Consider the following 23998-nt stretch of genomic DNA (forward strand, 5'->3'; position numbering starts at 1 on the left):
AAAAATAATTTCGCAAGTTGTCACGTGTCATGTCAGTTCATAACGTCACCTTGCGCTGAATATTTAGACGGTTCGCGCAAAAAGGAGGTGCTTATGGTCTTGTCAGGCCCCCGCCCGTCACAGGCTTTGTCTGCGCGCATGTTTGCTGAACTGGCGAAAGAAACGGCCGATTCCCCCGGTATCACGCGCGCCTCGTTCGGCGTGGGAGAGGCATTTGCACATTCTCTGGCGGCCGCTGTCGCGCAAGAACTGGGGCTGTCGGTCACCACGGATATTGCAGGCAATCAATACATGATCTGGCCGGGCAGGGACCGTGATGCGCCGCGCGTCTTTATCGGGTCGCATATGGATAGCGTGCGGCATGGCGGCAATTATGACGGCGCGGCAGGTGTTGTTGCCGGTCTGGCTGCGGTCGCCGATCTGCAAGCGGAAGGGTTTACGCCTGCGCAGGATATCGTCGTCATGGCGATCCGTGCAGAAGAGCTGGTCTGGTTCCCCACGCCATATTGCGGCAGCAGGATGGCCTTTGGCCTGCTCGACCCTTCGGAATATGATGCGGTGAAGCGTTCCGATACGGGCCGATCACTTGCGGAGCATATGCGTGAGGAAGGCTGTGATCCGGACGCCTTGAAAGCAGGCGCGCGCCCTTTGGACCCGGCCACCATCCGGCACTTTATTGAAGTGCATATCGAACAGGGCGTGACCTTGGATATGAAGGGCATACCAGTCGGGGTGGTCAATGGCATCCGTGGCAACCTGCGATACCGACATGCGCGCATAACAGGCAAATATGCCCATGCAGGCGCGCTTGCCCGTGAATATCGCCATGATGCGGTGCTGGCCGGGGCCGAATTTGTGCAGGTGCTGGAACACAAATGGGATGCGCTGACAGCCCAAGGTGACGATTTCGTGGCAACTGTGGGTGAATTCTGGACCGATCCTGACATGCATGGCATGACCAAGGTGCCGGGAAGCGTGAATTTCACGATGGACCTGCGCAGCCTGTCAAACGACGTGCTGATGCGCGTCGATGCCTATCTGCGCGACATGGCGCGAGAGATCGGAGAGCGTCGCCGTGTGGTTATTGACATCGGGGACTACACCAACGCCCCGCCCGCAGTTATCGACCCGGCTTTGGTCACCAGTTTTGAACGCGCTGCACGAAGGCTGGCAATCCCCACGCTGACCCTTCCATCCGGCGCGGGCCATGATTGCGCGACCTTTTCGTGGCAGGGCGTTTCGGCAGGGATGGTGTTTATCCGCAACCAGAATGGCAGCCATAACCCCGATGAGGCAATGGAGATGCCAGATTTCGACAAGGCCGTGCAGGTGCTGAGTGAAGCCTTGCGCGACATTGGCTGACACACGAAAGGACATCAGATGCCCGAGGATATTCGCGCAATTCGTATTCACCAAAACGGCGGGCCAGAGGTCTTGCAATGGGAAGGCACAACCCTTGCAGACCCCGCGCCGGATGAGGTGCAGTTGCGTCATCATGCAATCGGGCTGAATTTCCTTGAGGTGAATTTTCGCGCCGGATTCTACAAGACCGATATGCCCTATATTCCCGGCAATGAAGGGGCTGGGGTCATCACCGCGCTGGGCGATGCGGTGAAGGGGCTGAACATTGGCGACCGGGTCGCTTATGCGGGGCCGCTGGGGTCCTATTCCCAGATGCGCAATATCAAGGCAGACCAGTTGATCGCGCTGCCCGATGATGTGGATTACCAGACCGCCGCTGCCCTGATGTTCAAGGGGTTCACAGCGCGCTACCTGTTGAGAGATACATTTCCTGTCGGACCGGGGCATGTGGTTCTGTATCACGCCGCTGCGGGCGGGTTGGGACTGATTTTCTGTCAATGGGCGGCGGCACTTGGTGCGACGGTTATCGGAACAGTCGGATCAGATGCGAAAATCCCGCTGGCGCTGGCGCATGGGTGTCGGCATGTCATCAACTATCGCACACAGGATTTCTCAGCACGCATCCGCGAATTGACCGGGGGGCAGGGGGTTGATGTGGTTTATGACGCCGTTGGCAAGGATACCTTTGAAGGGTCATTGAACAGTCTGAAAACACGGGGCCTGTGGGTGTCATTCGGGCGCGCGTCCGGTCCGCCGCCAGCGGTGGAAATGTCAACGCTGGCTGCCAAGGGGTCGCTTTATGCGACGCGGCCAACCTTGTTTCACCACATTAACACCGCGCAACAACGCCGTGTCGCGGCGGCCGACATGTTCTCGGCGCTGCAATCAGGGGCGTTCAAGGTCGAGATCAATCAATCCTATCCGCTTCAGGATGCAGGAACCGCCCATGCGGATATAGAAGCGCGGGCAACGACCGGGGCCTCGATTCTGGTGCCTTAGGTTTCGATGGCTGGACGCCTGACGCGCTTCATAGCCCGCAAATGACGCCTGCTGGTGTTTGCAACCTGACACAGAATACCCCATGACTGATTGGAGGGCGTTGCAGTCTTTGACCAGCGCGTAGTCAAGGCCGAAGGCCGCCGCGCATCGCCGTGCCGTGGGGGCGGCCCGGCGATGCGCGGCTTTGCACCCCGCCTCGCTATGTCCGTAGAGTCCCGCATAGCCGCCTCTCGCAAAGACATCACATGTGGCGCGGGAAACATTCGTCAGGTGGCGAACACTAGACTTCATCCAGTGCGTTATGAATCGCCTCGATCATGCTCATCCGGCGACGACCGCTTGCGCCTGAAAGCTCTATCACGCGGGTTGCGATAATGTGGCACAATGTCAGAACGGCCGCATGGTTGAACAAGGGGCCAGGTGATGCGGTTTCACACATGAACCGCCAGGTCAGTGTCAGTTCCGGCAGGGCATTGCTGTCGTGAATATAGGCGATGCGCGCCCCTGTCTTGACCACCTGTTCAATCGCTTGCGGCAAGCCGCTGACGGAACGGCGCAAGCCAAAGGCGATCACGCAATCCTTGGATGTGATGGCCGACACCGCTTCACCAAGAGTTTCGCTGCCAGAGGGAATGACCGATATTTCAGGGATGACCTGAAACATCTGCAACCCAAGATATTGCGCGAAGGAGGCGCTGCGCCTTGTGCCCAGCAACCACACCCGACGGGCCGCGATGATCTGACGGGCCAGCGCGTCGATGTCCTGTTCCGTGATAAGATGAAAGGTCTGCTCTATATCAGATTGGGCCTGAAACACATGGGTTGCGATAAAATCCTTCTTTCCCGGGGTGCCGGGCGCAACGCGAAACAGGGACGCACCCGCCTGCTTGTTGTCGCGCACATGTTGGCGCGCCTCTTCGAAATTGGTGTAGCCGACCTTGCGAACAAAGCGCGTGACGGTCGCATTGGACACATTCGCAAGTCGTGCAAGTTCTGTCGCTGAATAGCTTGCCAGTTCTCCGGGGAAATTCAGCACCAGTTCGGCCAGCCGCTTTTCGCTGGGATGCAGGCTGGGCAATGCGTCCCTCACGCGTGTTGTGAATAACGGACTTTGTTTTTTCTGCATCGTTATGGCCCGTCTTTCTTCGTGACTGTCTTTTGGTGCAAGTGCCGTGTAATTGGGAGAATTCACGCAGGTTGATATGCTAAATCGAAGCCTTTCCCGGCTCAATGGCTGATTGCTTTTGCATTTCGGGGTGACAGCCCTGATCTTGTCAGAAAACTTGCCATATCGCGCGGCAAATGCACAAATGCGTGCATGCAGGGCATGAATGGACGATGACACAGGTATTGCAGACGGCATTTCCGCGACAACAAGGCGGCGATACGCTGTTGGTGGGCGGCGCGATCGGGATCGGCATGACTGCCGAGGCCGCAGTGCGGGGAGGCGCGGATTTTTTGCTTGCGCTGAATGCAGGGCGTTACCGGGTCATGGGTGCGCCTTCGGTCTCTGCCATGTTGCCAATCGGGGATTCCAACAGTTTCACGGATAACTTCGCCCGGCGCGAGATTCTGGACCGTGTATCCGTCCCGGTGTTTTTTGGCGCGTCCTGTTTTGATCCGGCGAGAAGCCCAGAAGCCCTGGTCGCACAGGTCAGCGAAGCTGGCTATCACGGCATGGCAAACTTTCCGTCGGCGATTCATTTCGATGGTCGGTTCCGCCAGCTTCTGGAAGACGCAGGCATCGGCTTCGAACGCGAGGCGCAGATGCTGGCGCTGGCGCGCAAGGCGGGTTTAATAACTTTCGGCTATGCCAAGACCCGAACCGAGATCTCGCGCTTGGTTGATGCAGGTGCCAGCATGATCTGCCTGAATTTTGGCTGGAATGCAGGCGGGGTGCTCTCGGTTGCGCAAAGTTTTACGATTTCAGAGGCGGCGGATCGTGCCCGCAGGATTTTCGCCTCGATCCGCGCCCGCGCACCGGAAACCCTGTGCTTTTTCGAAGGCGGCCCGATCATCAGCCCGGACGATATGTTCCGTGTCTGTGCCGAAGCGCGCGCGGATGGGTATGTCGGCGGCTCGACACTCGACCGGGTGCCGCTGGAACACTCTGTAACAGAGCGGACATCTGCCTTCAAAGCGTTCGAATTTCTGAAACAGTCGGAAAGTGCGCAGTCGCGCGCATTGTCGCGAGTGGCGCGGATCACTGGTGTTGTCGGCCAATCAGAATTCGTGATGGCGGTTCTGGATCGGGTGTCGCGGTTGGCGCCAACGGGATTGCCGATCCTGATCCGGGGAGAGGCAGGGCTGGGACGGGGCGCGCTAGCGCGGGGGCTTCATGCCTTGGCCGAGCGTCAAGGCCCGCTTCTGAGCCTGCGCGCGCCCGAGGTCGGGGAGGCCGCAGAGGACATTCTGTTTGGCGCTGGTCCGACGCGGCGGGCGATGCTTGCACGCCTTGGCGCAACTGTCGTGATTGAGGGGGCGCATGCCTTGGCCCCGCATGTCCAGCTACGTCTTGCAGAATGGTTGGAGCAGGGAGAGCTTTTGCCAACCGGTTTGCGGGCGACAGAATCGGCGCGCTTGATTCTGATCAAGCAACCAGAGGGCGCTGGAGGCGCGGCGCTGGAGCCTGCGCTTGCGCAGCGGCTGGAGCCGGGGCGTATAGACATGACACCTTTGCGAGACCGCCCAGAGGATATTCCGGCCATCGCGCGTCATATTCTGTCACTGGTGGATGCGGGTCAGGCGCAACATCGTCAAATATCGGCGGCGGGATATCGGATGCTGCTTGCGCAGGCTTGGCCCGGAAATACGCCCGCGCTACGCAGTGTCATTGCGCGGGCGGCAGTCAACACGAAAGGGCCTGTGATCGGGTCTACCGCGCTTGCGGCTGCGATCAGAGATCTGGATCCCGGAGCGGTTGAGGTGGATTTACCACAACAGATGACAGAGCGGGACTGGCTGTTGGACGGGTTACGTCGAAACCGGTTTCGACGTGGGGATACAGCGGCTTTTCTGGGGGTGTCGCGCAAAACCTTGTATAACAAGATGCGCCGGGAAGGACTGCTGGAATAGCTGCTAGCCATAGCGAACGCTGCCATCGGCCAAAGCCGTTGCGGCGTCCAGTTCTGTTCCATAGCCATCAGGGCACATGGCCCGCACGGGCAGGTTTGTCAGATGGCGCAACGAGCGTATGGCCTGCCCCAACTCGCGCCCGGCTGCCGCGCGCATGCGCCAGTCTTGCGATGCAGGGCCGGGATGCAGGACCAGTGCATGAACACCTTGTCGGGCCAGAACTGCGCCATTCTCAGCCGATGTGGCAAACCCGGTGATTTCGAATCCTGCCTGTGCAAATTCACCCAGAATCCCTGCTTCGCGCCGTGTGCCCAGCCCCGCGCTTTCAAAGCCATGCGCCGCAGAACCATCAATGATCTGGATGGTCGGAAAATTTGTCACCTTGCCGATCCCGGCTGCACGCAGCAATTGCACCGCATCACGGACCCGCAGGAACGGGTCTGCACAGAATATTGCAGCGATTGCGTGCTTATTGGTTTCGGCCGGCAGGTTCGGTAGCGCGGCAAGCCCCAGGGCGTTGACATCCAGAACCGGCAACAGCGCCAACAGGTCACGCCCCTGTTTCGGCAACCCGGCAAGCCAGGGGGCCAAAACCCAGTCTGCCGCTGATTCGTGGCTGGCGGGACCGGCGCAGGCGCCGTCGCGAATCAGGATGTCAGGCAGAGAGGGCAAATGTTCGGGCCTTTAATGGGTTACCCAAATTTACCCAAATTTGACATGAATTGCCAGTGGCGAAGTTTGGTTTCGGCTGCAATGATCCGACCATACAGACGACAATATTGGCACGCACTGCGCGAGGGAGGACGACCAACAGCGCACAGTGACGCCACGGGAGGAAAACTTGTCGCTTCAATTCATTCTTACCGTCACCCTTAACGGGCTGACGCTGGCCGCCTTGTACTTCATCGTTGCAAGTGGCTTCTCGCTGATCTTCGGCCTGATGCGTACTGTCAACATGGCGCATGGCGCGCTGTATATGGTGGGTGCCTATATCGGCTTTGCGGTATTTGACCCGATTTATGGTTCGGCATGGTATTCCTACGCATGGCTGATCGCCATTGTGGCAGGCATCGCTGCCGTAGCCATCCTTGGGGTGGTGATGCAGGTCGTTTTCCTGGGGTGGATGCAGGGGCAGGAGTTGCGTCAGGCCCTGGTCACAATCGGCCTGTCGATCATTATTGCAGACCAGCTTCTGGCGAATTTCGGCGGCAGCCCATTCCAGTTCTTTGCACCCGATATGCTGTTTGGCCCGGTTCAGGTGCCGGGGGTTGGGCGCTACCCGGTCTTTCGCCTGTTTCAGGTCGGGCTGGCTGTTGCGGTGGGTGTGGGGCTTTGGCTGCTGCTCAACAAGACGCGCCTTGGCATCATGGTGCGCGCAGGGGTGGATGACAGGCAGATGCTGGCTGCTTGCGGGGTCAATGTGCCGCTGGTTGCCGCCACGGTATTCGCGCTGGGCGCTGCTCTGGCCGGTCTTGGCGGGGTAATTGGCGCGACCGCGCAGCCAATGGCGCTGGGCGTCGATGCGCGGTTCCTGCTGATCTCGCTTGTGGTGGTGATTGTCGGGGGGATGGGGTCGATCGGGGGCACTGCCCTTGGCGCAATCCTGATCGGTCTGGCTGAACAATGGGGGCAGGTCTTCTTCCCCACCTATTCGGTGATCCTGACATTCGTGATCATGGCCGCAGTGCTGGCCATTCGTCCGCAAGGTCTGATGGGAAGGAAGATCGCATGATCATGATGACCAACCGTCAATGGCTTATGACCGGGGCTGTCGTGGCGCTACTGCTGATGCTTCCGCTGTTTCTGCCGAATTTCTGGCTGGCCAATATTCTTGGCCGTGCGATGGTCTACGGAATCGTGGCCCTGTCGCTGACATTTCTGGCACATTATGGCGGGTTCATTTCGCTGGCGCAGACGATGATGGCAGGTGTGGCGGGCTATGCTGTGGCGATGATGGCACCAACCGCCATTCCCCTTGGCCCGTTCGCCATGTCCTACGGCTATGCTATCCCGCTTGCTGTTCTGGCCGCCACATTGACAGGTGCACTGGTGGGACTGATCGCAGTCAATACGCGCGAGATTTACCTGCTGATGATAACCCTCGCACTGGCGGTTGGCTTCAGCTTGTTTGCGCAGTCCAACACGCAATGGTTCCGCGGCTATGAGGGCATTCGCAACATTGTCGGACCAGAGGTGTTTGGCATGCCGTTCCGCACCCATCTGGTGTTTTACTATGTCGCACTGATTACGGCTGTGTTGCTGTATCTGCTGGTTCTTTATGTCGTGCGCACGCCGTTCGGGCTGGCCCTTCAGGCCATCCGCGACTCGGCGCGTCGGACATCCGCTATCGGGTTCAGCGTGGCGCTGCACCGCATCGGGGCCTTTGCACTGGCGGGGTTCATCGCGGGCTGCGGTGGCGTCCTGATCACCTTTTACAATATCGGCATCACACCCAGTTCGATTGGCCTATGGCCGACTGTCGCGGTGCTGATCATGGCGGTCATCGGTGGGTTGGGGCACCCGGTCGGGGCGTTTTTGGGCGCATTGATCTATGCGGTGATGGATACATTCGCGTCTTCGATCATCGGGCATGACCGCTTCAACACTCTGATCGGGCTGGTTTTCCTGACAATTGTCTTAGTCTCACCCGATGGGGTGTGGGGGATCGGGAAACGACTGGCGGGGCTGGGGGGCGGCAAAGAGCCTGTATCAGATCCGGTTGCCAAGCTTACGGCCGGGGGGAAATAGCCCCGCGCTGGCACGGCGGCGCCGCGATCCGGCTGTCGTGTCACCATTCTGACCAGGGTCGCACATAAATCGTCCTGCGTGGAGGAGCGCAGGAGCAAACGGGAGAAAACCATGACATTACCACATAAAGGAAGCCGTCCTGCATGGGCCTTGGGCACGACTGCGCTGGTTCTAGCGCTGTCAGCCTCTCAGGTGCTTGCGCAGGATGTGATCCGCATCGGGTCGATCACCACGCTTGAAGGTCCATTCGCGACAGGTGGGCAAGATGCCTATCGGACGATGGAAATGGCGTTCGAGGCGGTGGATTATACTGTTGCCGGCAAGACCATCGAATGGATCCGCGAATCCTCGGACGCAACGCCTGATGTTGCGTTGGCGCGGGCGCGCAAGCTGATCGAGCAGGATAATGTCGATATCATAATCGGCCCGCTTTCCGGTGCCGAAGGCATCGCCTTGCGCGACTATTCCCGCACATTGGAAGGACGCACCATCGTCAATGGGTCATCTGGCGCGGCAGATACCACTTTGCGTGACCCATCCCCGAACTTCTTCAGGTTCAATACAGAAGGCACGCAATGGATGGCCGGGCTTGGCACCCATGCCTATAACGATATGGGGGCCGAACATGTCGCCCTTGTTGCCGCCGATTACGCATTTCCTTATGCGCAGGTTTTCGGCTTCATGCATGAATATTGTGAACTTGGCGGTGCTGTGACCAAGCTGTGGTCACCGTTGAATACGACCGATTTCTCATCCATCATCGCGCAGATTCCGTCCGACGCTGACGCGGTTCTGCTTATCCAGGGCGGTACGGATGCGCTGGCCTTTCTGACACAATACGCAGAAGTGGGGGGCGATCTGCCGATTATTGGTGGATCAATCACCGCCGACCAGACCCTGCTGTCGGCCCGCGGTCCGCATCAGCGTCTGATGGAAGGCATGGTTGCTGCTGGCCCGATTGCCGATCTGAATGATGATCCGGAATGGCTGGAATTTGTCGCCAACTACCGCGAACGCTGGCCCGATGGCTTTGACTCGCCTTCGATCCATGCATTCAACTACTACACCAACACGATTGCCGTTCTTCAGGCCTTGGAAGAAGTCGGGGGTGATCTGTCCGACAATCAGGCGGCATTCCAGGAAGCGCTTGCAAATGTCGAGTTCACAAACCCGATGGGCGCGAATGTCCGGCTTGATGACAACCGTCAGGCCATCTCGGATATTTTCCTGACCCGTATCGTAAATGACGGCGGCACAATGCGCACCGAAGCATTCGGGCGCACCGAAGATGTCAGCCAGACAATGGGTATGGATACCGAGGCGTTCATCGCCCTCGGTTCGCCCTCGCGCGACAATCCAGACTGCCCACCGGCACGCTAAGCCGGTTCTTGCCCGCCCTATGTTCCTCCCGGGGCGGGCATTTCATAAACGGGACATACCATGACACCACCCCCCCCTCTGCCGACTGACACAGATGCGCTTGTGCTGAAAGGCGTTGGCCGTCGTTTTGGCGCACTGGCCGCTGTCAGCAATGTGAGCATGACCATAAAACAAGGCGAGCGGCGCGCTGTCCTTGGCCCGAATGGTGCCGGAAAGACAACGCTGTTCAACACGATCTGTGGGGACTTCCCGCCAACATCAGGCCGGATTCTTTTGTTCGGGCAGGATATTTCACATCTCAAGCCACATCAACGCGCGCGGTTGGGGATTGGACGCACCTATCAGACTTCGCTGTTGTTTACCGGGTTGAGTGTTCTGGAAAACCTCTACCTGGCGGTGCGTGGTGCGCGAAAGGGGCGCTTTTCGATGTTGAAGGCAGGGCCGGATGATGCGGATGTTGCCCATGCACGTGCGCTGGCCGACCGGGTTCGCGTGACGCAGCTTCTAAGCGCGCAGGTCGATGCGATATCGCACGGCCAACGCCGCCAGGTCGAGATTGGCATGGCACTGGCGGGCAATCCGAAACTGTTGATGCTGGACGAACCCGCCGCCGGGCTGTCGGCGGCGGAACGGCCAGAACTGGTTGCGCTGATCAGATCGTTGCCGCGCGAATTGACACTGGTGCTGATCGAGCATGACATGGATGTGGCCCTGTCAAACGCGGATATCGTCACCGTGATGAAAGATGGTGAGGTCGTGGTCGAGAATACGCCAGATCTTATTGCAGATGATCCAGTGGTGCAGTCGATCTATCTGGGCGAGGGGCATTGATGTCGGGACATCTTGAAATTCGAGGTCTTCAGGTCCGTTTTGGCCGTGCGACGATCTTGCAAGGGATTGATCTGAGCGTGCTTGGAGCGCCGCTATCAGTTGTCGGCCGCAACGGTATGGGCAAGACGACCATGTGTTCGGCGCTGATGGGAATGGTTTCGGCCAGCGGCAGCGCAAAGCTGGATGGCAAGGAAATTCTGGGTCTTGGCACCGGGCGCGTGGCGCGCAGTGGCATTGCACTGGTGCCACAGGGGCGGCGCATGTTCCCGTCCTTGTCGGTGCATGAGCACCTTGTTCTGGTCGCTCAGAAGGGCAACCCCGCCTGGACGATAGACCGTGTCTATGAAACCTTTCCGCGTCTGGCAGAGCGGCGGCGCAATGGCGGCGACCAGCTTTCGGGCGGAGAACAGCAGATGCTTGCCATTTCACGCGCGCTTCTGATGAACCCCAAACTGGTCATCATGGACGAACCCTCAGAAGGGCTGGCACCTGTTATCGTGGACCATCTGATCGAGGTGCTTCGCAACATAGCGACAGAGGGGATGGGCTTGTTGCTTATCGAGCAGAACCTGCGCGTTGCAACTTCAGTTTCCGAGCAGGTCGCCATCATGGTTACAGGCAAGATTGCGGCCACGCTTAACAGTGCGGAATTGGCTGCCGACCGTGACTTGCAAAACAGATATCTGGGGGTCAGTCATGGGCATTAAAGCGGTTTATGTCATCGGCACCTGCGACACGAAAGAGGCCGAGCTGAGCTATGCCTGTAGCTGCATCCGTGCGATGGGGGGCAAAGCTGTGCTGGTCGATGTTGGTACGCGCATGCCGGGTACCGCGCCTGATGTGACTGCCGCGCAGATCGCCGCGCACCACCCTGATGGCGCACAGGCCGTTCTGGGCTGCACGGACCGGGGGCGGGCCGTGTCCGCGATGGCAGATGCGCTGACCGTCTGGTTGATGGCGCGGTCTGACATCGGCGCGGTTCTGGGGCTTGGCGGGTCAGGCAATACGGCGCTGGTCACGCAGGCCATGCGTGCCTTGCCTGTCGGTGTGCCCAAGCTGATGGTGTCTACTGTCGCATCTGGTCAGGTTGCGCCCTATGTCGGTGCCAGTGATCTGGGCATGGTCTATTCTGTGACCGATGTGGCAGGTTTGAACGCAATCAGCAGGCAGGTGATCGGAAATGCGGCCCATGCTGCCGCTGGCATGGCGCTGAATCCCGTGCTGCCCGACAAGGGCGACCCGCCGGGGCTGGGGCTGACCATGTTCGGGGTCACAACCGACTGCGTCACCCATTTGCGCAAGCGACTTGAAGGCAGCTTCGAGCCCTATGTGTTCCATGCCACCGGAACTGGTGGCGCGGCGATGGAAAAGCTGGCGGATTCCGGAATGCTTGCCGCGTTGCTGGATGTGACCGCGACCGAGGTGGCGGATTATCTGGTCGGCGGGGTGATGCCTTGCAGCGCTGACCGATACGGTGCCCCCGCGCGTACTGGTTTGCCCTGGGTCGGCTCTGTCGGGGCGGTTGATATGGTGAATTTTGGTGCGCGCGAAACGGTGCCCGAACATTTCGCGCAGCGAAAATTTCTGGTGCACAATCCGCAAGTCACCCTGATGCGCACGACCCCGCAGGAAAACACGGCGATCGGACATTTCATTGCAGAACGGTTGAACAAATGCCTTGGCCCGGTATCGCTGTTTCTGCCGCTGGGCGGTGTTTCTGCGATTGATGTGCCCGGAATGCCCTTTCACGACCCAGAGGCGGATGAAGCCCTGTTTTCCGCGATCCGCGACACATTTCAAGTCACGCAGAACCGTCGCCTGATCGAATTGCCCTTTCCAATCAACGATCCCGCTTTTGCCGATGCAATGGCTGATGAAATCCGCAGGATGACCGCATGACCTACCCCCTTCCAGACCACCGCGACCGCAGCGCCCTGATGGCAAAATTTTCCGCAATGGCCCAAAAACGCATTCCCATCGTTGGTGGGGGCGCAGGCACCGGTCTGTCTGCCAAAAGCGAAGAGCGCGGGGGCATAGACCTGATCGTGATCTATAATTCGGGCCGCTATCGCATGGCCGGGCGCGGCTCTCTTGCGGGGCTTCTGGCCTATGGCAATGCCAATGAGATTGTCCTTGATATGGCGCAAGAGGTGTTGCCCGTGGTGCGCCATACGCCAGTTCTGGCAGGTGTGAATGGCACAGACCCCTTTCTGCTGATGGGCCCGCATCTGGACAAGTTGAAGGCAATGGGTTTCGCCGGTGTGCAGAATTTCCCGACAGTGGGCCTGATTGACGGCACGTTCCGCCAGAATCTGGAAGAGACTGGCATGAGTTATGACCTTGAGATCGAGATGATCCGCATGGCCCATGACCGCGACCTTCTGACCACGCCCTATGTGTTCAGCGCAGATGAGGCACATGCAATGGCGCTGGCCGGGGCCGATATTCTTGTCATGCATATGGGGCTGACCTCTGGTGGGGCAATCGGGGCGGAAACTGTACGCTCGTTGGATGACTGCGTGCGCGATATCGACCTCTGGGCCGAAGCGGCCCGCAAAGTGCGGCCCGATATTCTGGTCATCTGCCACGGCGGCCCAATCGCCACGCCACAAGACGCCGAATACGTCCTGCGCAATACAGAATTATGCCACGGCTTTTATGGCGCCAGTTCCATGGAACGGTTGCCCACGGAAATCGCACTTGCAGATACGACGCGCGCCTTCAAGGCGCTGACATTCTGAGAGGATCATGACATGGCCCAAGCGCTAGCAACTACAATCATCGATGCGCCTGTCGAAACGGTCTGGGCGATATTGCGTGACTTCAACGGGTTGCCGGTCTGGAACCCCGGTGTAAGCGAAAGCACCATCGAAGACGGACGCGCTGCTGACAGTGTCGGTTGCATCCGTGCCTTTACGCTTGCAGACGGCACTTTCGTGCGCGAACGCCTGCTGGAACTGGACGACAGCCGTTATCGCATGGCCTATAATTTTGAGACGCCTGCATTCCCGGTCGAAAACTACATTGCCGTTCTGGAGGCAATCCCAGTCACAAACGGCGATAAATCCTTTGTGCGCTGGTCCGCCACATTCGACGAAGCGCAGGCGGATAAGGGCACATATGTCGCGCTGATTTCGGACGCGGTTTTTGCAAGCGGGCTGAAGGCGCTTGCCGTGCATGTGGCAAAGCACGGTGTCCAGCCCGATGATGCGCAGCGTTGGCAGGGTTTGCGACCTGCCAAGGTGTTCACCTCCAGCGTGATCCGCGCGCCTGTCGCGGCGGTTTGGGAAAAGATGCGCGACTTCGCTGGTATGAAGCACTGGCACGAAGATATCCCGCAGATGGAAATGATCGGTGGCGTGCGGTCGGACACAGTTTCAGGCGTGCGTGATTTCATCTTTGGTGACGGGCAACTGCACGAGCAACTGACCCTGCTTTCTGATCGCGAACATGCGTTTCGCTACCGGATCCTCAAAAGCCCGATGCCCTGGATGAACTACCACGCCGGTGCCCGGCTTTACCCGGTGACTGACAGCGGCCACACATTTGCGGTCTGGACTGCCGATTGGATTGCCGCGCCCCAGGATGATCTGGAATTGATCCCGAATGTGCATGAAAACGTTTTTCAAAAGGCCTTCGATACGCTGGATCGCCAGCTTGGTCAGGGCTGATGCCCTGCGCTGCAAGCAGGCCACGCGGCAGCGCGTGACACATCCGCAAGACATTGTGACGCCAAGATAAACCTTACGTCTGACCTGTGGGAGGAGAAACTATGAAAACAATCAAGGGACCAGCCCTGTTTCTGGCACAGTTCGCCGGAGATAAGGCCCCATTCAATTCATGGGATAGCATAACGAAATGGGCGGCAGATTGTGGGTACAAAGGCGTTCAGGTTCCCTCCTGGGACGGTCGCTTGATCAACCTTGCGAAGGCAGCGCAAAGCCGCGATTACTGTGATGAATTCAAGGGGGTCGCAGCTGCAAATGGTGTCGAGGTGACAGAGTTGTCGACCCATCTGCAAGGCCAGCTTGTCGCGGTGCATCCGGCCTATGACATGGCATTTGACGGGTTCGCTGACCCGTCGGTGCATGGCAACCCCAAGGCCCGGCAGGCATGGGCGGTCGAACAGATGATGCAAGCCCTAACCGCATCGCGGAATATGGGGCTTACGGCAATGGCCTCTTTTTCCGGCGCGCTGGCCTGGCCCTTCGTATACCCGTGGCCGCAGCGCCCGGCTGGGCTGGTCGAGGCGGCGTTTGATGAACTTGCCCGCCGTTGGTTGCCGATCCTGAACCATGCAGAAAGTTGCGGCGTCGATCTCTGCTATGAAATCCACCCCGGCGAAGACCTGCATGATGGGGTCAGCTATGAAATGTTCCTTGAACGAGTGGGTAACCACGCCCGTGCCAACATGCTGTACGACCCGTCGCATTACGTTCTGCAATGCCTTGATTACATTGATAATATCGACATCTACAAGGACCGTATCCGGATGTTCCATGTCAAGGATGCCGAATTCAACCCTACCGGGCGCCAAGGTGTCTATGGCGGTTTCCAGAGTTGGGTCAACCGTGCCGGGCGCTTTCGCAGTCCGGGCGACGGTCAGGTCGATTTTGGTGCGGTATTCTCGAAGATGGCTGCAAATGATTTTGAGGGTTGGGCGGTCGTGGAATGGGAATGCGCGCTGAAGCACCCGGAGGATGGCGCGCGGGAAGGCGCGGAATTTGTGCGCAGCCATATCATCCGCGTTACTGAAAAAGCGTTTGATGATTTCGCGGGCGGGGGCACGGATGAGGCCGCCAACCGTCGCATGTTGGGGTTATAGACCATGGACAAGATACGTTTGGGAATGGTCGGTGGCGGCAAGGATGCGTTCATTGGTGGTGTGCACCGTATCGCTGCGCGGCTGGATGGGCAGTTTGAACTGGTCGCGGGCGCGCTTTCTTCCACGCCAGAGCGGTCGCGCGACAGCGGGCAGGCATTAGGTCTGGCCGCAGACCGCTGCTACGGCACTTATGCCGAGATGGCCGAGGCCGAGGCTGCGCGCCCCGACGGGATCGAAGCGGTATCTATCGTCACACCCAACCATATGCATGCAGCCCCCGCGATTGAATTTCTGCGGCGTGGAATACATGTGATCTGCGACAAACCATTGGCCGCGACTTTGGAACAGGCGGATGAAATCGCCAGCGCTATCCGTCAGTCAAAGGCGCTTTTCATCCTGACGCATAATTACACTGGCTATCCCATGATCCGTCAGGCGCGGGATATGATAGCGGCGGGTGATCTGGGCAAGTTGCGTGTTGTGCAGGTTGAATACCCGCAGGACTGGCTGACCGAAGCCGCCGAGGCGACCGGAACCAACAAACAGGCCGAATGGCGCACAGACCCGGCGCGATCCGGGGCTGGCGGTTGTATCGGAGATATCGGAAGCCATGCCCATAATCTGGCCTGTTTTGTAACCAGGTTGAAGGTCGAGAGCCTGGCCGCTGATCTGCAAAGTTTTGTCCCAGATCGCCGGGTGGATGACAATGCGCATATCCTGCTGCGTTTCAGTGGCGGTGCGCGCGGAATGCTGTGGTCCAGTCAGGTGGCACCGGGCAACGAGAATGCCTTGAAGCTGCGCGTCTATGGTGAGAAGGGCGGCCTCGAATGGGCGCAGGAAGACCCGAACTATCTATGGTTCACGCCATTTGGTGAACCCAAACGCCTTCTGACACGTGCCGGGGCTGGCGCCGGCGCTGGCGCCAATGCTGTCAGCCGCATTCCCGGTGGCCACCCAGAGGGGTATCTGGAAGGGTTTGCCAACATCTATAGTGGCGCGGCCAGTGCCATCCGCGCGGTTGCACTGGGGCAGGCGCCTGACCTGTCGGTGCTGCCGGGGTTAGAGGCAGGGCTGGACGGGATGCACTTCATCGCGGCCGCGCTGCGTTCATCGCAGGCGGATGCGGGTTGGGTTTCCCTCTGATCGTTGTGGCGACTGGCGGGAGATGACCGTGCCGCCAGTGTTGCGCATCTGACGCAAGGCGCTGCCATGGATGACCAAAGTCGGTTTTGCGGGACTTTTCGGACATAGCAAAGCCGGGTGCAAAGCCGCGTAGCGTCGGGCCGCGGGGCGGCGATCCAAGGATTACTCTGTAGCGCTTTATGCTGGCCAAGCCCCTGAAAGATCAGATCTTTGCGCTTGGGGCAGCCAAATCGCCGTGCCGAGGGTGCGGCCCGGCGATGCGCGGCGGCGCTTTGCGCCTTGCTTCCGCGCCGGTCAAAGTCCGCAACGCCCTCAGAACGATCACGGGGCGGCTTTTTAGCTGGCCGGGGCGCGGTGCGCTAAGATACCAAGGCTTCAGGTTGCGATCATAATATCTGAAATTTCGACCCGCCTTGCGTCAGCCGCCGCGTCCCAACAGCCGGTCGATCGGTGCAAAATCATCGGTCAATACAATCGCTTTGCGATCGTCGATAATGCCCTGAAGCGAGGAGGCTGCAATTCGTACGGCTTGACGCGGTTCCGGCCCGTCATGGCGTATCTGGCTGACAGCGGACGGGCTATCGCCAGCCACCATCAGAAACACACGTCGCGCCTGAGTGGAATCGTGGCTTGGGTCGGCCCAAATCTCGACCACGTCAAACACCTCGCGTGCCGTCACGGTGAGCGAGGCAAGCACATCAAGCCGGTCCATATGGTCAATGATCGTCATCAGAAATGCCCCATCCGGGTTCAGCCGCGACGCCGCCAGATCAAAAAACTCGCGCGTGATCAGATGTGGCGGGGCGGCGATATCGGTGAAGGCATCGCCAAGGATTATGTCATATTGTGTATCTTCACGCGCAAGCACAATGCGCGCATCGGCATGGACAACGCGGGCGCTGTCTGGGTCGAACCAGAAGCTCTCTTGGGCGACTTCGGTCACCGCCGGGTCAACCTCTGCCACGGTCACATCGACCGGCTCGCCCATTTCGACCCAGGCGCGCGGCACCGTATAGGTGCCCCCCCCGATGATGAACCCGTCCCAATGCGCGCGCCCCTCCATGCGCATACGTGACAGCCCGTCCTGCATCATGCCATGTGGGGTCAGCATGGCGCTGGCATCCACCCCGTCAGAGATTCCGTGCACCAGATGATCCAGCACCATCAGCCGGACGGGTTCGTCTTCACTGGGCGAGATATCAACCACGCGGATGCAGAAATAATTGCTTTCATATGTGCAGGGGTCGGGCCGATACAGTGCCGCCCCGGCCAGAACCAGCGGCACCAGCGATGCGACTGCCCCCTGTACCAGCCAGCGGCTGACGCCATTTGCGGCGATGAAGCTGTAGAAGGCCACGGCAATATAGACCATGGTGACAAATGTCAGTGTGCCCACTGACCCCAGCCAAGAGATGAACACGAACCCCGCCGCAAGTGTGCCGATAATTGCGCCCCAGGCACCGGCTGCAAACATCGCGCCCAAGGCCCGGCCAGAGCGTTCGGGGTGACGCATGACAGCGATCTGCGACAGGATCGGCGCAGGAATGCCCGCAAAGAACGACGGCAGGAAGAAAACCAGCATGGTCAGGGCGACAATTGCGGCAACAGGGTCTTGCAGCACGGTGATGACTGGCCCCGCTGTGATCCGCAGCAAGAAGACCGCGCCGGCCGTGGTCGCAGCCGCCAGCAGCATGGCCCAGGCATTGGCGCGCAAGGCACGGTCCGCAGGCCATTCCGCCAGACGTCCGCCAACCCAGTGCCCTGCAGAGAACCCCGCCAGCACCACTGCAATCACCGAAGTCCATGTATATAGCGACATGCCCACATAAGGTGCCAGCATCCGTCCGGCTACGATTTCCACCACCAGCGAGGCCGCCGCGACTGTGGCCTGAATGGCGACCAGAACCCATAACTTGTGCATATCGTCTTCCTGTCTCTTCCCTGAGGGGCAGCTTAGGGCCTGCACTTATATGGTGCAATCCGAATATATGAAGTCTTTACGCCTTGCTGACCCGTGCGCGCCACAGCGTGAACAGACCCGCCCCGACCACCACAGCCGCGCCGATCAGAACATTTGTGCGAATAGCTTCATGAAACACCACTACCCCCAGTGCTGCCGCAAAGGGCAGTTGCAGATAGGCGAAAGGCTGCACTGCGCTGGCTTCGGCCACTTCATAAGCGCGGATCAGCAGGAAATGGCTGAAGGCAGAGCTGATGCAAAGCAGCCCCATCCAGATCCAGTCGCCTTCGGCCATCGGTTCCCAGAACCAGATGCCGATTGCCGTCATGGTTACAGCGCCCGCAGTTCCGGTCCAGAAAAAGCTGACCGCAGCGCTGTCTTTGCGCGCAACATAGCGTGTCAGCAGTCCGTAAAGGGCGAACATGAACGCCGCAAGCAGGGGGATAAGCGCGGCGGGCTGGAAGACCCCGAAACCTGGTTGCAGAATGATCAGCACGCCGACAAAACCGATGCCAATCGCCACCCAGCGCCGCCACCCCACCTTTTCACCCAGCACCGGGCCAGAGAGGGCCGCAACCAGCAGCGGATACATTGCAAACACTGCATGGCTTTCCACCAACCCCAGAACCACGAAAGCTGTGACCATCACGCAGACTTCTAGTGCCAGCAACACCCCGCGAAATGCCTGCACGAAGGGTTGCTTGGTGGCGGCGGCCTTGCGTATGCCGCCCGCCTTGCGCGCAGCGACAACGATCACGAAACTGGCGAAGAACCAGTAGCGGATCATGATGATCATAAAGACATTGTATTCACCGGCCAGATGGCGCGACAACCCGTCCTGCATGGCAAAGACGAAAGCGGTGGCGATCATCAGCCAGATACCAAGCGTATTGTTCTGCTCGGTCATGGTTTGTGCCCTGTGCTCATGTGCCGCTTGCGCCCAAAGCCCGGACTGCGCGTGACATTGAACCCTGCCGCTTGCAACGCACGGCGCACATGGCCAGCGGCCGTATAGGTGGCGAATGTGCCGCCCGCGACCGTGTGGTGGCCCACCTCTGCCATCAGATCGTCGGACCAAAGTTCAGGGTTTTTGGCGGGCGAGAAACCGTCCAGATACCACGCATCTGCGACGCCCTGCCAGCGCGGCAGGGTGTCGCGCGCGTCGCCAATGATGATTTCGACCTCGGCCTGGCCAAGGGTGAAGCGCTGCGCGCCGTTTGACCAGTTGTCCAGCAAGCCGGTTGCGTCCAGCATCGGAAAGGCCGCCAATGCGCGGGCCATATCCGGCGCGGTCATTGGAAATGCCTCGAAACTTGTGTAGCGGATTGGCCCGCGCGCGCCCAATGCGTCCAGTGTGGCCAACAGGTTCAGGCCTGTGCCAAACCCCAGTTCCGCAATATGAAACCCCGGCACGGCACGCTGTGGCAATTCGTTGCCGCGCAAGAATACATGTCGTGTCTCTTCCAGCCCGCTTTGAAGCGAGAAATAGGGGTCGCCGAAGCGGGTCGAGATCGGAATCTCGCCCTCTCTCCAGTCGAGTAGCGCGTGCTGGTCGTTCATGTCGGTCTGCTTTATGTCGAGCGTGACGCATTCATGCAGAGCGCGAAGGAAAATGACAATGGCCGATATAACAATCATGGGGGCAGGTGCGTTTGGCCTGTCGCTTGCGTTGGTTTGCGCAGAGCGGGGCGCGCGGGTCCATGTGATCGAGAAACGCCATATCGGTGCCGGGTCCAGCGGCGGGCTGGTCGGGGCACTGGCGCCGCATGTGCCCGAAAACTGGAATCCCAAGAAAGCGTTTCAGTTTGACGCGCTTCGTATGGCCGAAGGATTCTGGGCGCGGGTGGCCACCCTATCAGATATCGATCCCGGCTATGCGCGGTTGGGGCGGGTGCAACCTGTCACCGAAGCAGCACTTGATCTGGCCCAAGCGCGCGCGTCCAATGCAGAAGAGTTGTGGCAGGGCTTCGCAAACTGGCGGGTGATCCCTGCGCAGGACGCGCCCGGCCTGCCGCTGATCAGCCCATCTGGATGGGTGATCCATGACACGTTGAGCGCAAGAATTCAGCCAAGGCGCGCAGGGCAGGCGCTGGCCGCTGCGGTGCAGACGCTGGGGGGCCGCATCAGCTTTGGTGACGCGCCTGTGGCCGATGGTCTGACAGTCTGGGCTACGGGCTATGAAGGGTTGCAAGACCTGTCCGTAGCATTGGGGCGGCCCATCGGGTCCGGCGTCAAGGGGCAGTCCATTCTTCTGCAACATGCTTGCGAAAACGCCCCTCAGATCTTTGCCGACGGGCTGCATATTGTGCCCCATGCTGACGGAACGGTGGCCATTGGGTCAACCAGCGAGCGAGAGTTTACGGACGCGTCCAGCGTGGATGGGCAATGTGATGAGCTTTTGGCGCGTGCGCGCGCTGTTTGCCCTGCGCTGCAAGATGCCCCTGTGATTGACGCTTGGGCCGGTGTGCGCCCTCGCGCAAAAAGCCGCGCGCCACTGCTTGGACCATGGCCGGGGCGCGAGGGGCATTTTGTGTTCAATGGCGGCTTCAAGATCGGTTTTGCAATGGCTCCAATTCTGGCCGGATGCATGGCCGATCTGGTGCTGGAGGGGCGCGATACGATCCCTGATGGCTTCGGTTTCGGCGCGGTCTGATCTGGTGTTTATGACCTGAAAATCGGGCCTTGTCTGGGGGACGTGTTTGATCCGGAAGGTAGGGTGTTTGGGGTCAAGCAGACATATTGAGGCCGGACGTGAAGCCGCGCAGCGCCGTGACCTGAGGGCAGCCGGGTGCTGCGCGGCGGGCTAGCGCCCTTGATTCCGCACTTGAGGCGTCAGCCCACTACCCGCAAAGTCCTTCAGGCAACTCAGCGCGCGTGCAGTTCCAGCCATATCCCATCGCGCGCGCGCACCGTCATCTGGGCCATTGGCACCGGAACCCGACCCGCAACAGGTTCAAACCGCCATGAACACAACAGCCGCGCCAAAATCAGGACCGCTTCGGCCATAGCGAACCCCGCGCCGGTGCATACACGTGGCCCGGCTGAGAACGGGATAAACGCATCGCGCATGCAGACCTTGTTGTCTGGGTCTTGCCAGCGCTCAGGGCGGAAGTCATGCGGATCGCGCCAGATGTTTTCATTGCGCCCCATATGCCAAGGCGAGACGATAACCTGTGTGCCTGCCCCCAGATCGCGGTTGCGAAAACGCTCTGGACGGGTGCTTTCACGCACCATCATCGGGACAGGCGGATACAGGCGCAACGCCTCGCGGAACGTGTCGCGGATCAGCGGGAAGTGTTTGAGCAAGCTGAATTCGGGCTGCTGCGCGCTTTCAGTGTAGGGCAGCAGCGCCTTGGCCTCGGTTGCCAGTTGCTCTTGCCATTGTGGATGCGTGGCGATCAGATACAACGTCCAGGCAAGGGCCGAGGCGCTGGTTTCATGCCCGGCAAGAAAGAAAATCGCGACCTGATCGACCATTTCGTCGGTGCTGAAAGCCTCACCTGTTTCAGGGTCGCGTGTGGTCATGATCTTGGTGGCCAGATCATCGGGGGCGGTGCCGTCCTGAATGGCTTGCATCCGCGCGGCTGTCATCTGCGTGATCAAGGCGCGGATCTGGGCGGCAGTCTCGCGCGTCTGGCGGGGAAAGAACCGTGGAATGCGGCGCGACATAGGCACCAAGGCCGCCATGTTCAGGATTGGCGCGCTGCGTTGATGGGCTTGGAATGTGCGGTAAACCTGTGCTGCTGTCTCATCCTCGATGGGCAAGGAAAACAGGGCGCGAAAAATGACATCTGCGGCGGCATGGCTCATGGCTTGCTCGATTTCCTGCGTGCCGCCCTTCAGCCGCTCCGCGCAGGATTGCGCCGCCTGCCACATCGCGGGAAACGTGTCGCGCAAGCGCCCGCCCTCGAACGCCGGGTCGATCATGCGGCGCTGTCGTTCCCATATGGCATCATTGGTCACGAAAACCGAATTGCCCAGCAATAGCCGCAATCCTTCGCGCACGCGCTCGGATTTGGGGAAATCGCTTGCGCGGTCTTGCAGCACCAAGTGCACCAGATCGGGGGTATTGACCATGACCGAATGCAAGAAGGGCAGTTTTACTTCCGCCATCTTGGCGCGATACAGCCGCGCGGGCTGGGTCGACAGGATGTCACGCCGGAACATGGCAAGATGTTGCCAGAACGGAACATGGTCCGGGCGGTGGTCGGGCATGGGGGGGCGTGTCATGGTAAACGCTGGCTTTCAGGCAAATAGCAGGCATGGCTGACACTGGCCGAGGGTTTTCGGTCCCTGTAGCGGTCGGCGAGCCTCAGCGGGCCTGCGGTGACAAGAAAATAATCGTAATCCCTTGGGGCATCAAAAGCGCACAGATACTGGAAATGCAGCCGGAAATATCTGCGTTTGTATTTGCGATAGGTCTGTGGTGTCAGGCTTTGGGTAAAGGCCGCTGAAATCATGAGGGGCCAGCGCTTGCCAGTCGCGGGGGCCGCGCCAGAAGATGACACAGGGTCGCAAAGCGCATAGCAGCACCCGTCCCCCGGTGCCGTGACATCCAGCCAGAACACTTCGTCGCGTTGCGACAAGTAACGCAAATCTTCGCGCAGTTCCTGCGCCTCTGGCAGGTAAGACTGCATCGGCACGGCATGACCCAGCGAGAGAAAGGCCAGTTTTCCCCCCTCGCTGGCATGGCCCGCGCGGATCAGCCGCGCAAGTACCGACACCCCCAGATGCACGCCCGATGAATGGCCGACGACCAGCACTTCATCTAGGCTGTTATCGCGCAGAGCAGCGCTGATCAGACCGACAAAATCATCCAGCCGCGCTTCCAGTTCTGGTGGATTGCGGCCCCTGTGCTTGGCGGTAAAGGCAAAGTCCAGCAGCAGGTAATGCACGAAAAACCGACCGTCGATTTTGCGAAAACCCTGCAAGATTGGGGGGATAACCGCCAAGCCCAGCAGATAAGCCAGCCATGCCGGGATCAGCGCCGAGGCGGCCCAGCCGGCCAGCCCGGCCGCAGCCACGGCCGTCAGTAGCTGGCCCAACAGCATGATGACCGGATACATTGCCGCAATGCCGGGGGCTGCCCGCAGCCTGAACAGCCGCAACAAGACACCTGTGGACAGATAAACCCATGCCGTTTTTACCAACAGAACATAGGTCGAAAAGATCCCCGCCTGCATGGAGTTCTTGACGATATCGGACCATTCAAGGATCGTGACCTCGGACTGGGTTGTCTGCCCATCTACTTCGGATGTGACAATCCAGCCATATGGCCCGTCAGATTTGCGCGGGCGTTGCGCGATGCGGTAGCCAGAAATACGCGCCTGATCGGTGGATTCGCAGCGATACAATTCTCTGTAACGACGCGGCGGGAACGGGTCATAGCCCGGAATGTAAAACACATGCCGCCGTTTCACGCTTTGGGGCGCGGCAGGTTTGGAGTGATCAGGTCTACTTTCAATATTCATACATAACAGCTCGATACTTTGTCATGTGAGTATCGCAAAAATCTGGCAGAAATAAGCCTGTTTCGATGTATCGCTGCGGGCTGGCTTTCAGTTTGTATGGGCGTGTGTGGCTCGTATTAGCTGACTCTTTGATCTCTGTTTCTACCCCTTCAATCAGGTTCGCAGTCCTTGAAGGGGTGGTCGGTTTTTTCTGATCCTTCATGG

General features: G+C 59.5%; 22 protein-coding genes. 14 read left to right on the forward strand and 8 right to left on the reverse strand.

Annotation, left to right across the window (positions count from 1 at the left end; translation table 11 throughout):
• The first annotated feature begins 93 nt into the window (after positions 1-93).
• The gene (locus EV660_RS12210) at positions 94-1362 is read left to right on the forward strand and encodes a hydantoinase/carbamoylase family amidase (protein WP_071480278.1); all 1269 of its coding nucleotides are present in this window, start codon (positions 94-96) and stop codon (positions 1360-1362) included.
• Between the two features lie 18 nt (positions 1363-1380).
• The gene (locus EV660_RS12215; protein WP_071480279.1) at positions 1381-2361 is read left to right on the forward strand and encodes a quinone oxidoreductase family protein; all 981 of its coding nucleotides are present in this window, start codon (positions 1381-1383) and stop codon (positions 2359-2361) included.
• Positions 2362-2641: 280 nt separating this feature from the next.
• Here EV660_RS12215 and EV660_RS12220 read toward each other — a convergent pair whose 3' ends face one another.
• Positions 2642-3451, reverse strand: a complete 810-nt coding sequence (locus EV660_RS12220; RefSeq protein WP_198510670.1) for a MurR/RpiR family transcriptional regulator — start codon at positions 3449-3451, stop codon at positions 2642-2644.
• Positions 3452-3699: 248 nt separating this feature from the next.
• On the opposite strand from EV660_RS12220, the gene EV660_RS12225 reads away from it, so the two are divergent.
• Positions 3700-5436 (forward strand): phosphoenolpyruvate hydrolase family protein, encoded by a 1737-nt coding sequence (locus tag EV660_RS12225; RefSeq protein ID WP_168800306.1) that lies wholly within the window; start codon positions 3700-3702, stop codon positions 5434-5436.
• Between the two features lie 3 nt (positions 5437-5439).
• Here the strand turns inward: EV660_RS12225 and EV660_RS12230 are convergent, their stop codons facing one another.
• Positions 5440-6108 (reverse strand): phosphoenolpyruvate hydrolase family protein, encoded by a 669-nt coding sequence (locus EV660_RS12230; RefSeq protein ID WP_071480281.1) that lies wholly within the window; start codon positions 6106-6108, stop codon positions 5440-5442.
• Positions 6109-6277: 169 nt separating this feature from the next.
• Between EV660_RS12230 and EV660_RS12235 the strand changes: the two genes are divergently transcribed.
• From EV660_RS12235 to EV660_RS12280, 10 genes are all read left to right on the forward strand, one after another.
• Positions 6278-7168: a branched-chain amino acid ABC transporter permease gene (locus EV660_RS12235; RefSeq protein ID WP_071481994.1), complete on the forward strand. Its 891-nt coding sequence runs from the start codon at positions 6278-6280 to the stop codon at positions 7166-7168.
• Positions 7165-8184, forward strand: coding sequence for a branched-chain amino acid ABC transporter permease (locus EV660_RS12240; protein WP_198510671.1), 1020 nt, complete (start codon positions 7165-7167; stop codon positions 8182-8184). Before EV660_RS12235 ends, EV660_RS12240 begins: the two co-directional genes overlap by 4 nt.
• Before the next feature lie 111 nt (positions 8185-8295).
• A complete protein-coding gene (locus EV660_RS12245) occupies positions 8296-9564 on the forward strand; it encodes an ABC transporter substrate-binding protein (protein WP_071480282.1) in 1269 nt (422 codons plus the stop codon).
• A gap of 60 nt (positions 9565-9624) precedes the next feature.
• The gene (locus EV660_RS12250) at positions 9625-10395 is read left to right on the forward strand and encodes an ABC transporter ATP-binding protein (protein ID WP_071480283.1); all 771 of its coding nucleotides are present in this window, start codon (positions 9625-9627) and stop codon (positions 10393-10395) included.
• Positions 10395-11102: an ABC transporter ATP-binding protein gene (locus tag EV660_RS12255; protein WP_071480284.1), complete on the forward strand. Its 708-nt coding sequence runs from the start codon at positions 10395-10397 to the stop codon at positions 11100-11102. The genes EV660_RS12250 and EV660_RS12255 overlap by 1 nt, the downstream gene beginning before the upstream one ends.
• Positions 11092-12294 carry a Tm-1-like ATP-binding domain-containing protein gene (locus EV660_RS12260; RefSeq protein WP_071480285.1) on the forward strand — a complete coding sequence of 401 codons (1203 nt, stop codon included), beginning with the start codon at positions 11092-11094 and terminating at the stop codon, positions 12292-12294. Before EV660_RS12255 ends, EV660_RS12260 begins: the two co-directional genes overlap by 11 nt.
• A complete protein-coding gene (locus EV660_RS12265) occupies positions 12291-13136 on the forward strand; it encodes a phosphoenolpyruvate hydrolase family protein (protein WP_071480286.1) in 846 nt (281 codons plus the stop codon). Before EV660_RS12260 ends, EV660_RS12265 begins: the two co-directional genes overlap by 4 nt.
• Positions 13137-13148: 12 nt before the next feature.
• A complete protein-coding gene (locus tag EV660_RS12270) occupies positions 13149-14066 on the forward strand; it encodes an SRPBCC family protein (protein ID WP_071480287.1) in 918 nt (305 codons plus the stop codon).
• Positions 14067-14167: 101 nt separating this feature from the next.
• On the forward strand, positions 14168-15220 hold the full coding sequence (locus EV660_RS12275) for a sugar phosphate isomerase/epimerase family protein (RefSeq protein WP_071480288.1): 1053 nt from the start codon (positions 14168-14170) through the stop codon (positions 15218-15220).
• 3 nt (positions 15221-15223) lie between these two features.
• Positions 15224-16363 (forward strand): Gfo/Idh/MocA family protein, encoded by a 1140-nt coding sequence (locus tag EV660_RS12280; RefSeq protein WP_198510672.1) that lies wholly within the window; start codon positions 15224-15226, stop codon positions 16361-16363.
• A gap of 418 nt (positions 16364-16781) precedes the next feature.
• On the opposite strand, the gene EV660_RS12285 is transcribed toward EV660_RS12280, so the two are convergent.
• The 3 genes from EV660_RS12285 to mnmC2 form a co-directional block, all read right to left on the reverse strand.
• The gene (locus EV660_RS12285; protein ID WP_071480289.1) at positions 16782-18284 is read right to left on the reverse strand and encodes a fused MFS/spermidine synthase; all 1503 of its coding nucleotides are present in this window, start codon (positions 18282-18284) and stop codon (positions 16782-16784) included.
• A gap of 76 nt (positions 18285-18360) precedes the next feature.
• Positions 18361-19230 (reverse strand): DMT family transporter, encoded by an 870-nt coding sequence (locus tag EV660_RS12290; protein ID WP_071480290.1) that lies wholly within the window; start codon positions 19228-19230, stop codon positions 18361-18363.
• The gene (gene mnmC2, locus EV660_RS12295; RefSeq protein ID WP_071481997.1) at positions 19227-19883 is read right to left on the reverse strand and encodes a tRNA (5-methylaminomethyl-2-thiouridine)(34)-methyltransferase MnmC2; all 657 of its coding nucleotides are present in this window, start codon (positions 19881-19883) and stop codon (positions 19227-19229) included. The genes EV660_RS12290 and mnmC2 overlap by 4 nt, the downstream gene beginning before the upstream one ends.
• 58 nt (positions 19884-19941) lie before the next feature.
• On the opposite strand from mnmC2, the gene EV660_RS12300 reads away from it, so the two are divergent.
• Positions 19942-20976: an NAD(P)/FAD-dependent oxidoreductase gene (locus EV660_RS12300; RefSeq protein WP_375781719.1), complete on the forward strand. Its 1035-nt coding sequence runs from the start codon at positions 19942-19944 to the stop codon at positions 20974-20976.
• Between the two features lie 212 nt (positions 20977-21188).
• Here the strand turns inward: EV660_RS12300 and EV660_RS12305 are convergent, their stop codons facing one another.
• The 3 genes from EV660_RS12305 to EV660_RS18645 are packed head-to-tail and all read right to left on the reverse strand — an operon-like array spanning position 21189 to position 23996.
• Positions 21189-22553, reverse strand: coding sequence for a cytochrome P450 (locus tag EV660_RS12305; RefSeq protein ID WP_071480292.1), 1365 nt, complete (start codon positions 22551-22553; stop codon positions 21189-21191).
• Positions 22550-23794 (reverse strand): hypothetical protein, encoded by a 1245-nt coding sequence (locus EV660_RS12310; protein ID WP_071480293.1) that lies wholly within the window; start codon positions 23792-23794, stop codon positions 22550-22552. Before EV660_RS12310 ends, EV660_RS12305 begins: the two co-directional genes overlap by 4 nt.
• The gene (locus EV660_RS18645) at positions 23784-23996 is read right to left on the reverse strand and encodes a hypothetical protein (RefSeq protein WP_100319126.1); all 213 of its coding nucleotides are present in this window, start codon (positions 23994-23996) and stop codon (positions 23784-23786) included. Before EV660_RS18645 ends, EV660_RS12310 begins: the two co-directional genes overlap by 11 nt.
• Positions 23997-23998 lie beyond the last annotated feature (2 nt).

The sequence above is a fragment of the Roseinatronobacter bogoriensis DSM 18756 genome (assembly GCF_004366635.1).
In the GTDB taxonomy this organism is placed as follows: domain Bacteria; phylum Pseudomonadota; class Alphaproteobacteria; order Rhodobacterales; family Rhodobacteraceae; genus Roseinatronobacter; species Roseinatronobacter bogoriensis.

What these genes read in the sequence shown, in the direction of transcription:
- EV660_RS12240 (WP_198510671.1), top strand. Translation starts at nt 7,165, where the DNA reads ATGATCATGATGACCAACCGTCAATGGCTTATGACCGGGGCTGTCGTG.
- EV660_RS12305 (WP_071480292.1), bottom strand. Translation starts at nt 22,553, where the DNA reads ATGACACGCCCCCCCATGCCCGACCACCGCCCGGACCATGTTCCGTTC.
- EV660_RS18645 (WP_100319126.1), bottom strand. Translation starts at nt 23,996, where the DNA reads ATGAAGGATCAGAAAAAACCGACCACCCCTTCAAGGACTGCGAACCTG.
- EV660_RS12225 (WP_168800306.1), top strand. Translation starts at nt 3,700, where the DNA reads ATGACACAGGTATTGCAGACGGCATTTCCGCGACAACAAGGCGGCGAT.
- EV660_RS12255 (WP_071480284.1), top strand. Translation starts at nt 10,395, where the DNA reads ATGTCGGGACATCTTGAAATTCGAGGTCTTCAGGTCCGTTTTGGCCGT.
- EV660_RS12250 (WP_071480283.1), top strand. Translation starts at nt 9,625, where the DNA reads ATGACACCACCCCCCCCTCTGCCGACTGACACAGATGCGCTTGTGCTG.
- EV660_RS12260 (WP_071480285.1), top strand. Translation starts at nt 11,092, where the DNA reads ATGGGCATTAAAGCGGTTTATGTCATCGGCACCTGCGACACGAAAGAG.
- EV660_RS12285 (WP_071480289.1), bottom strand. Translation starts at nt 18,284, where the DNA reads ATGCACAAGTTATGGGTTCTGGTCGCCATTCAGGCCACAGTCGCGGCG.
- mnmC2 (WP_071481997.1), bottom strand. Translation starts at nt 19,883, where the DNA reads ATGAACGACCAGCACGCGCTACTCGACTGGAGAGAGGGCGAGATTCCG.
- EV660_RS12265 (WP_071480286.1), top strand. Translation starts at nt 12,291, where the DNA reads ATGACCTACCCCCTTCCAGACCACCGCGACCGCAGCGCCCTGATGGCA.
- EV660_RS12210 (WP_071480278.1), top strand. Translation starts at nt 94, where the DNA reads ATGGTCTTGTCAGGCCCCCGCCCGTCACAGGCTTTGTCTGCGCGCATG.
- EV660_RS12245 (WP_071480282.1), top strand. Translation starts at nt 8,296, where the DNA reads ATGACATTACCACATAAAGGAAGCCGTCCTGCATGGGCCTTGGGCACG.
- EV660_RS12280 (WP_198510672.1), top strand. Translation starts at nt 15,224, where the DNA reads ATGGACAAGATACGTTTGGGAATGGTCGGTGGCGGCAAGGATGCGTTC.
- EV660_RS12290 (WP_071480290.1), bottom strand. Translation starts at nt 19,230, where the DNA reads ATGACCGAGCAGAACAATACGCTTGGTATCTGGCTGATGATCGCCACC.
- EV660_RS12300 (WP_375781719.1), top strand. Translation starts at nt 19,942, where the DNA reads ATGGCCGATATAACAATCATGGGGGCAGGTGCGTTTGGCCTGTCGCTT.
- EV660_RS12310 (WP_071480293.1), bottom strand. Translation starts at nt 23,794, where the DNA reads ATGAATATTGAAAGTAGACCTGATCACTCCAAACCTGCCGCGCCCCAA.
- EV660_RS12275 (WP_071480288.1), top strand. Translation starts at nt 14,168, where the DNA reads ATGAAAACAATCAAGGGACCAGCCCTGTTTCTGGCACAGTTCGCCGGA.
- EV660_RS12270 (WP_071480287.1), top strand. Translation starts at nt 13,149, where the DNA reads ATGGCCCAAGCGCTAGCAACTACAATCATCGATGCGCCTGTCGAAACG.
- EV660_RS12215 (WP_071480279.1), top strand. Translation starts at nt 1,381, where the DNA reads ATGCCCGAGGATATTCGCGCAATTCGTATTCACCAAAACGGCGGGCCA.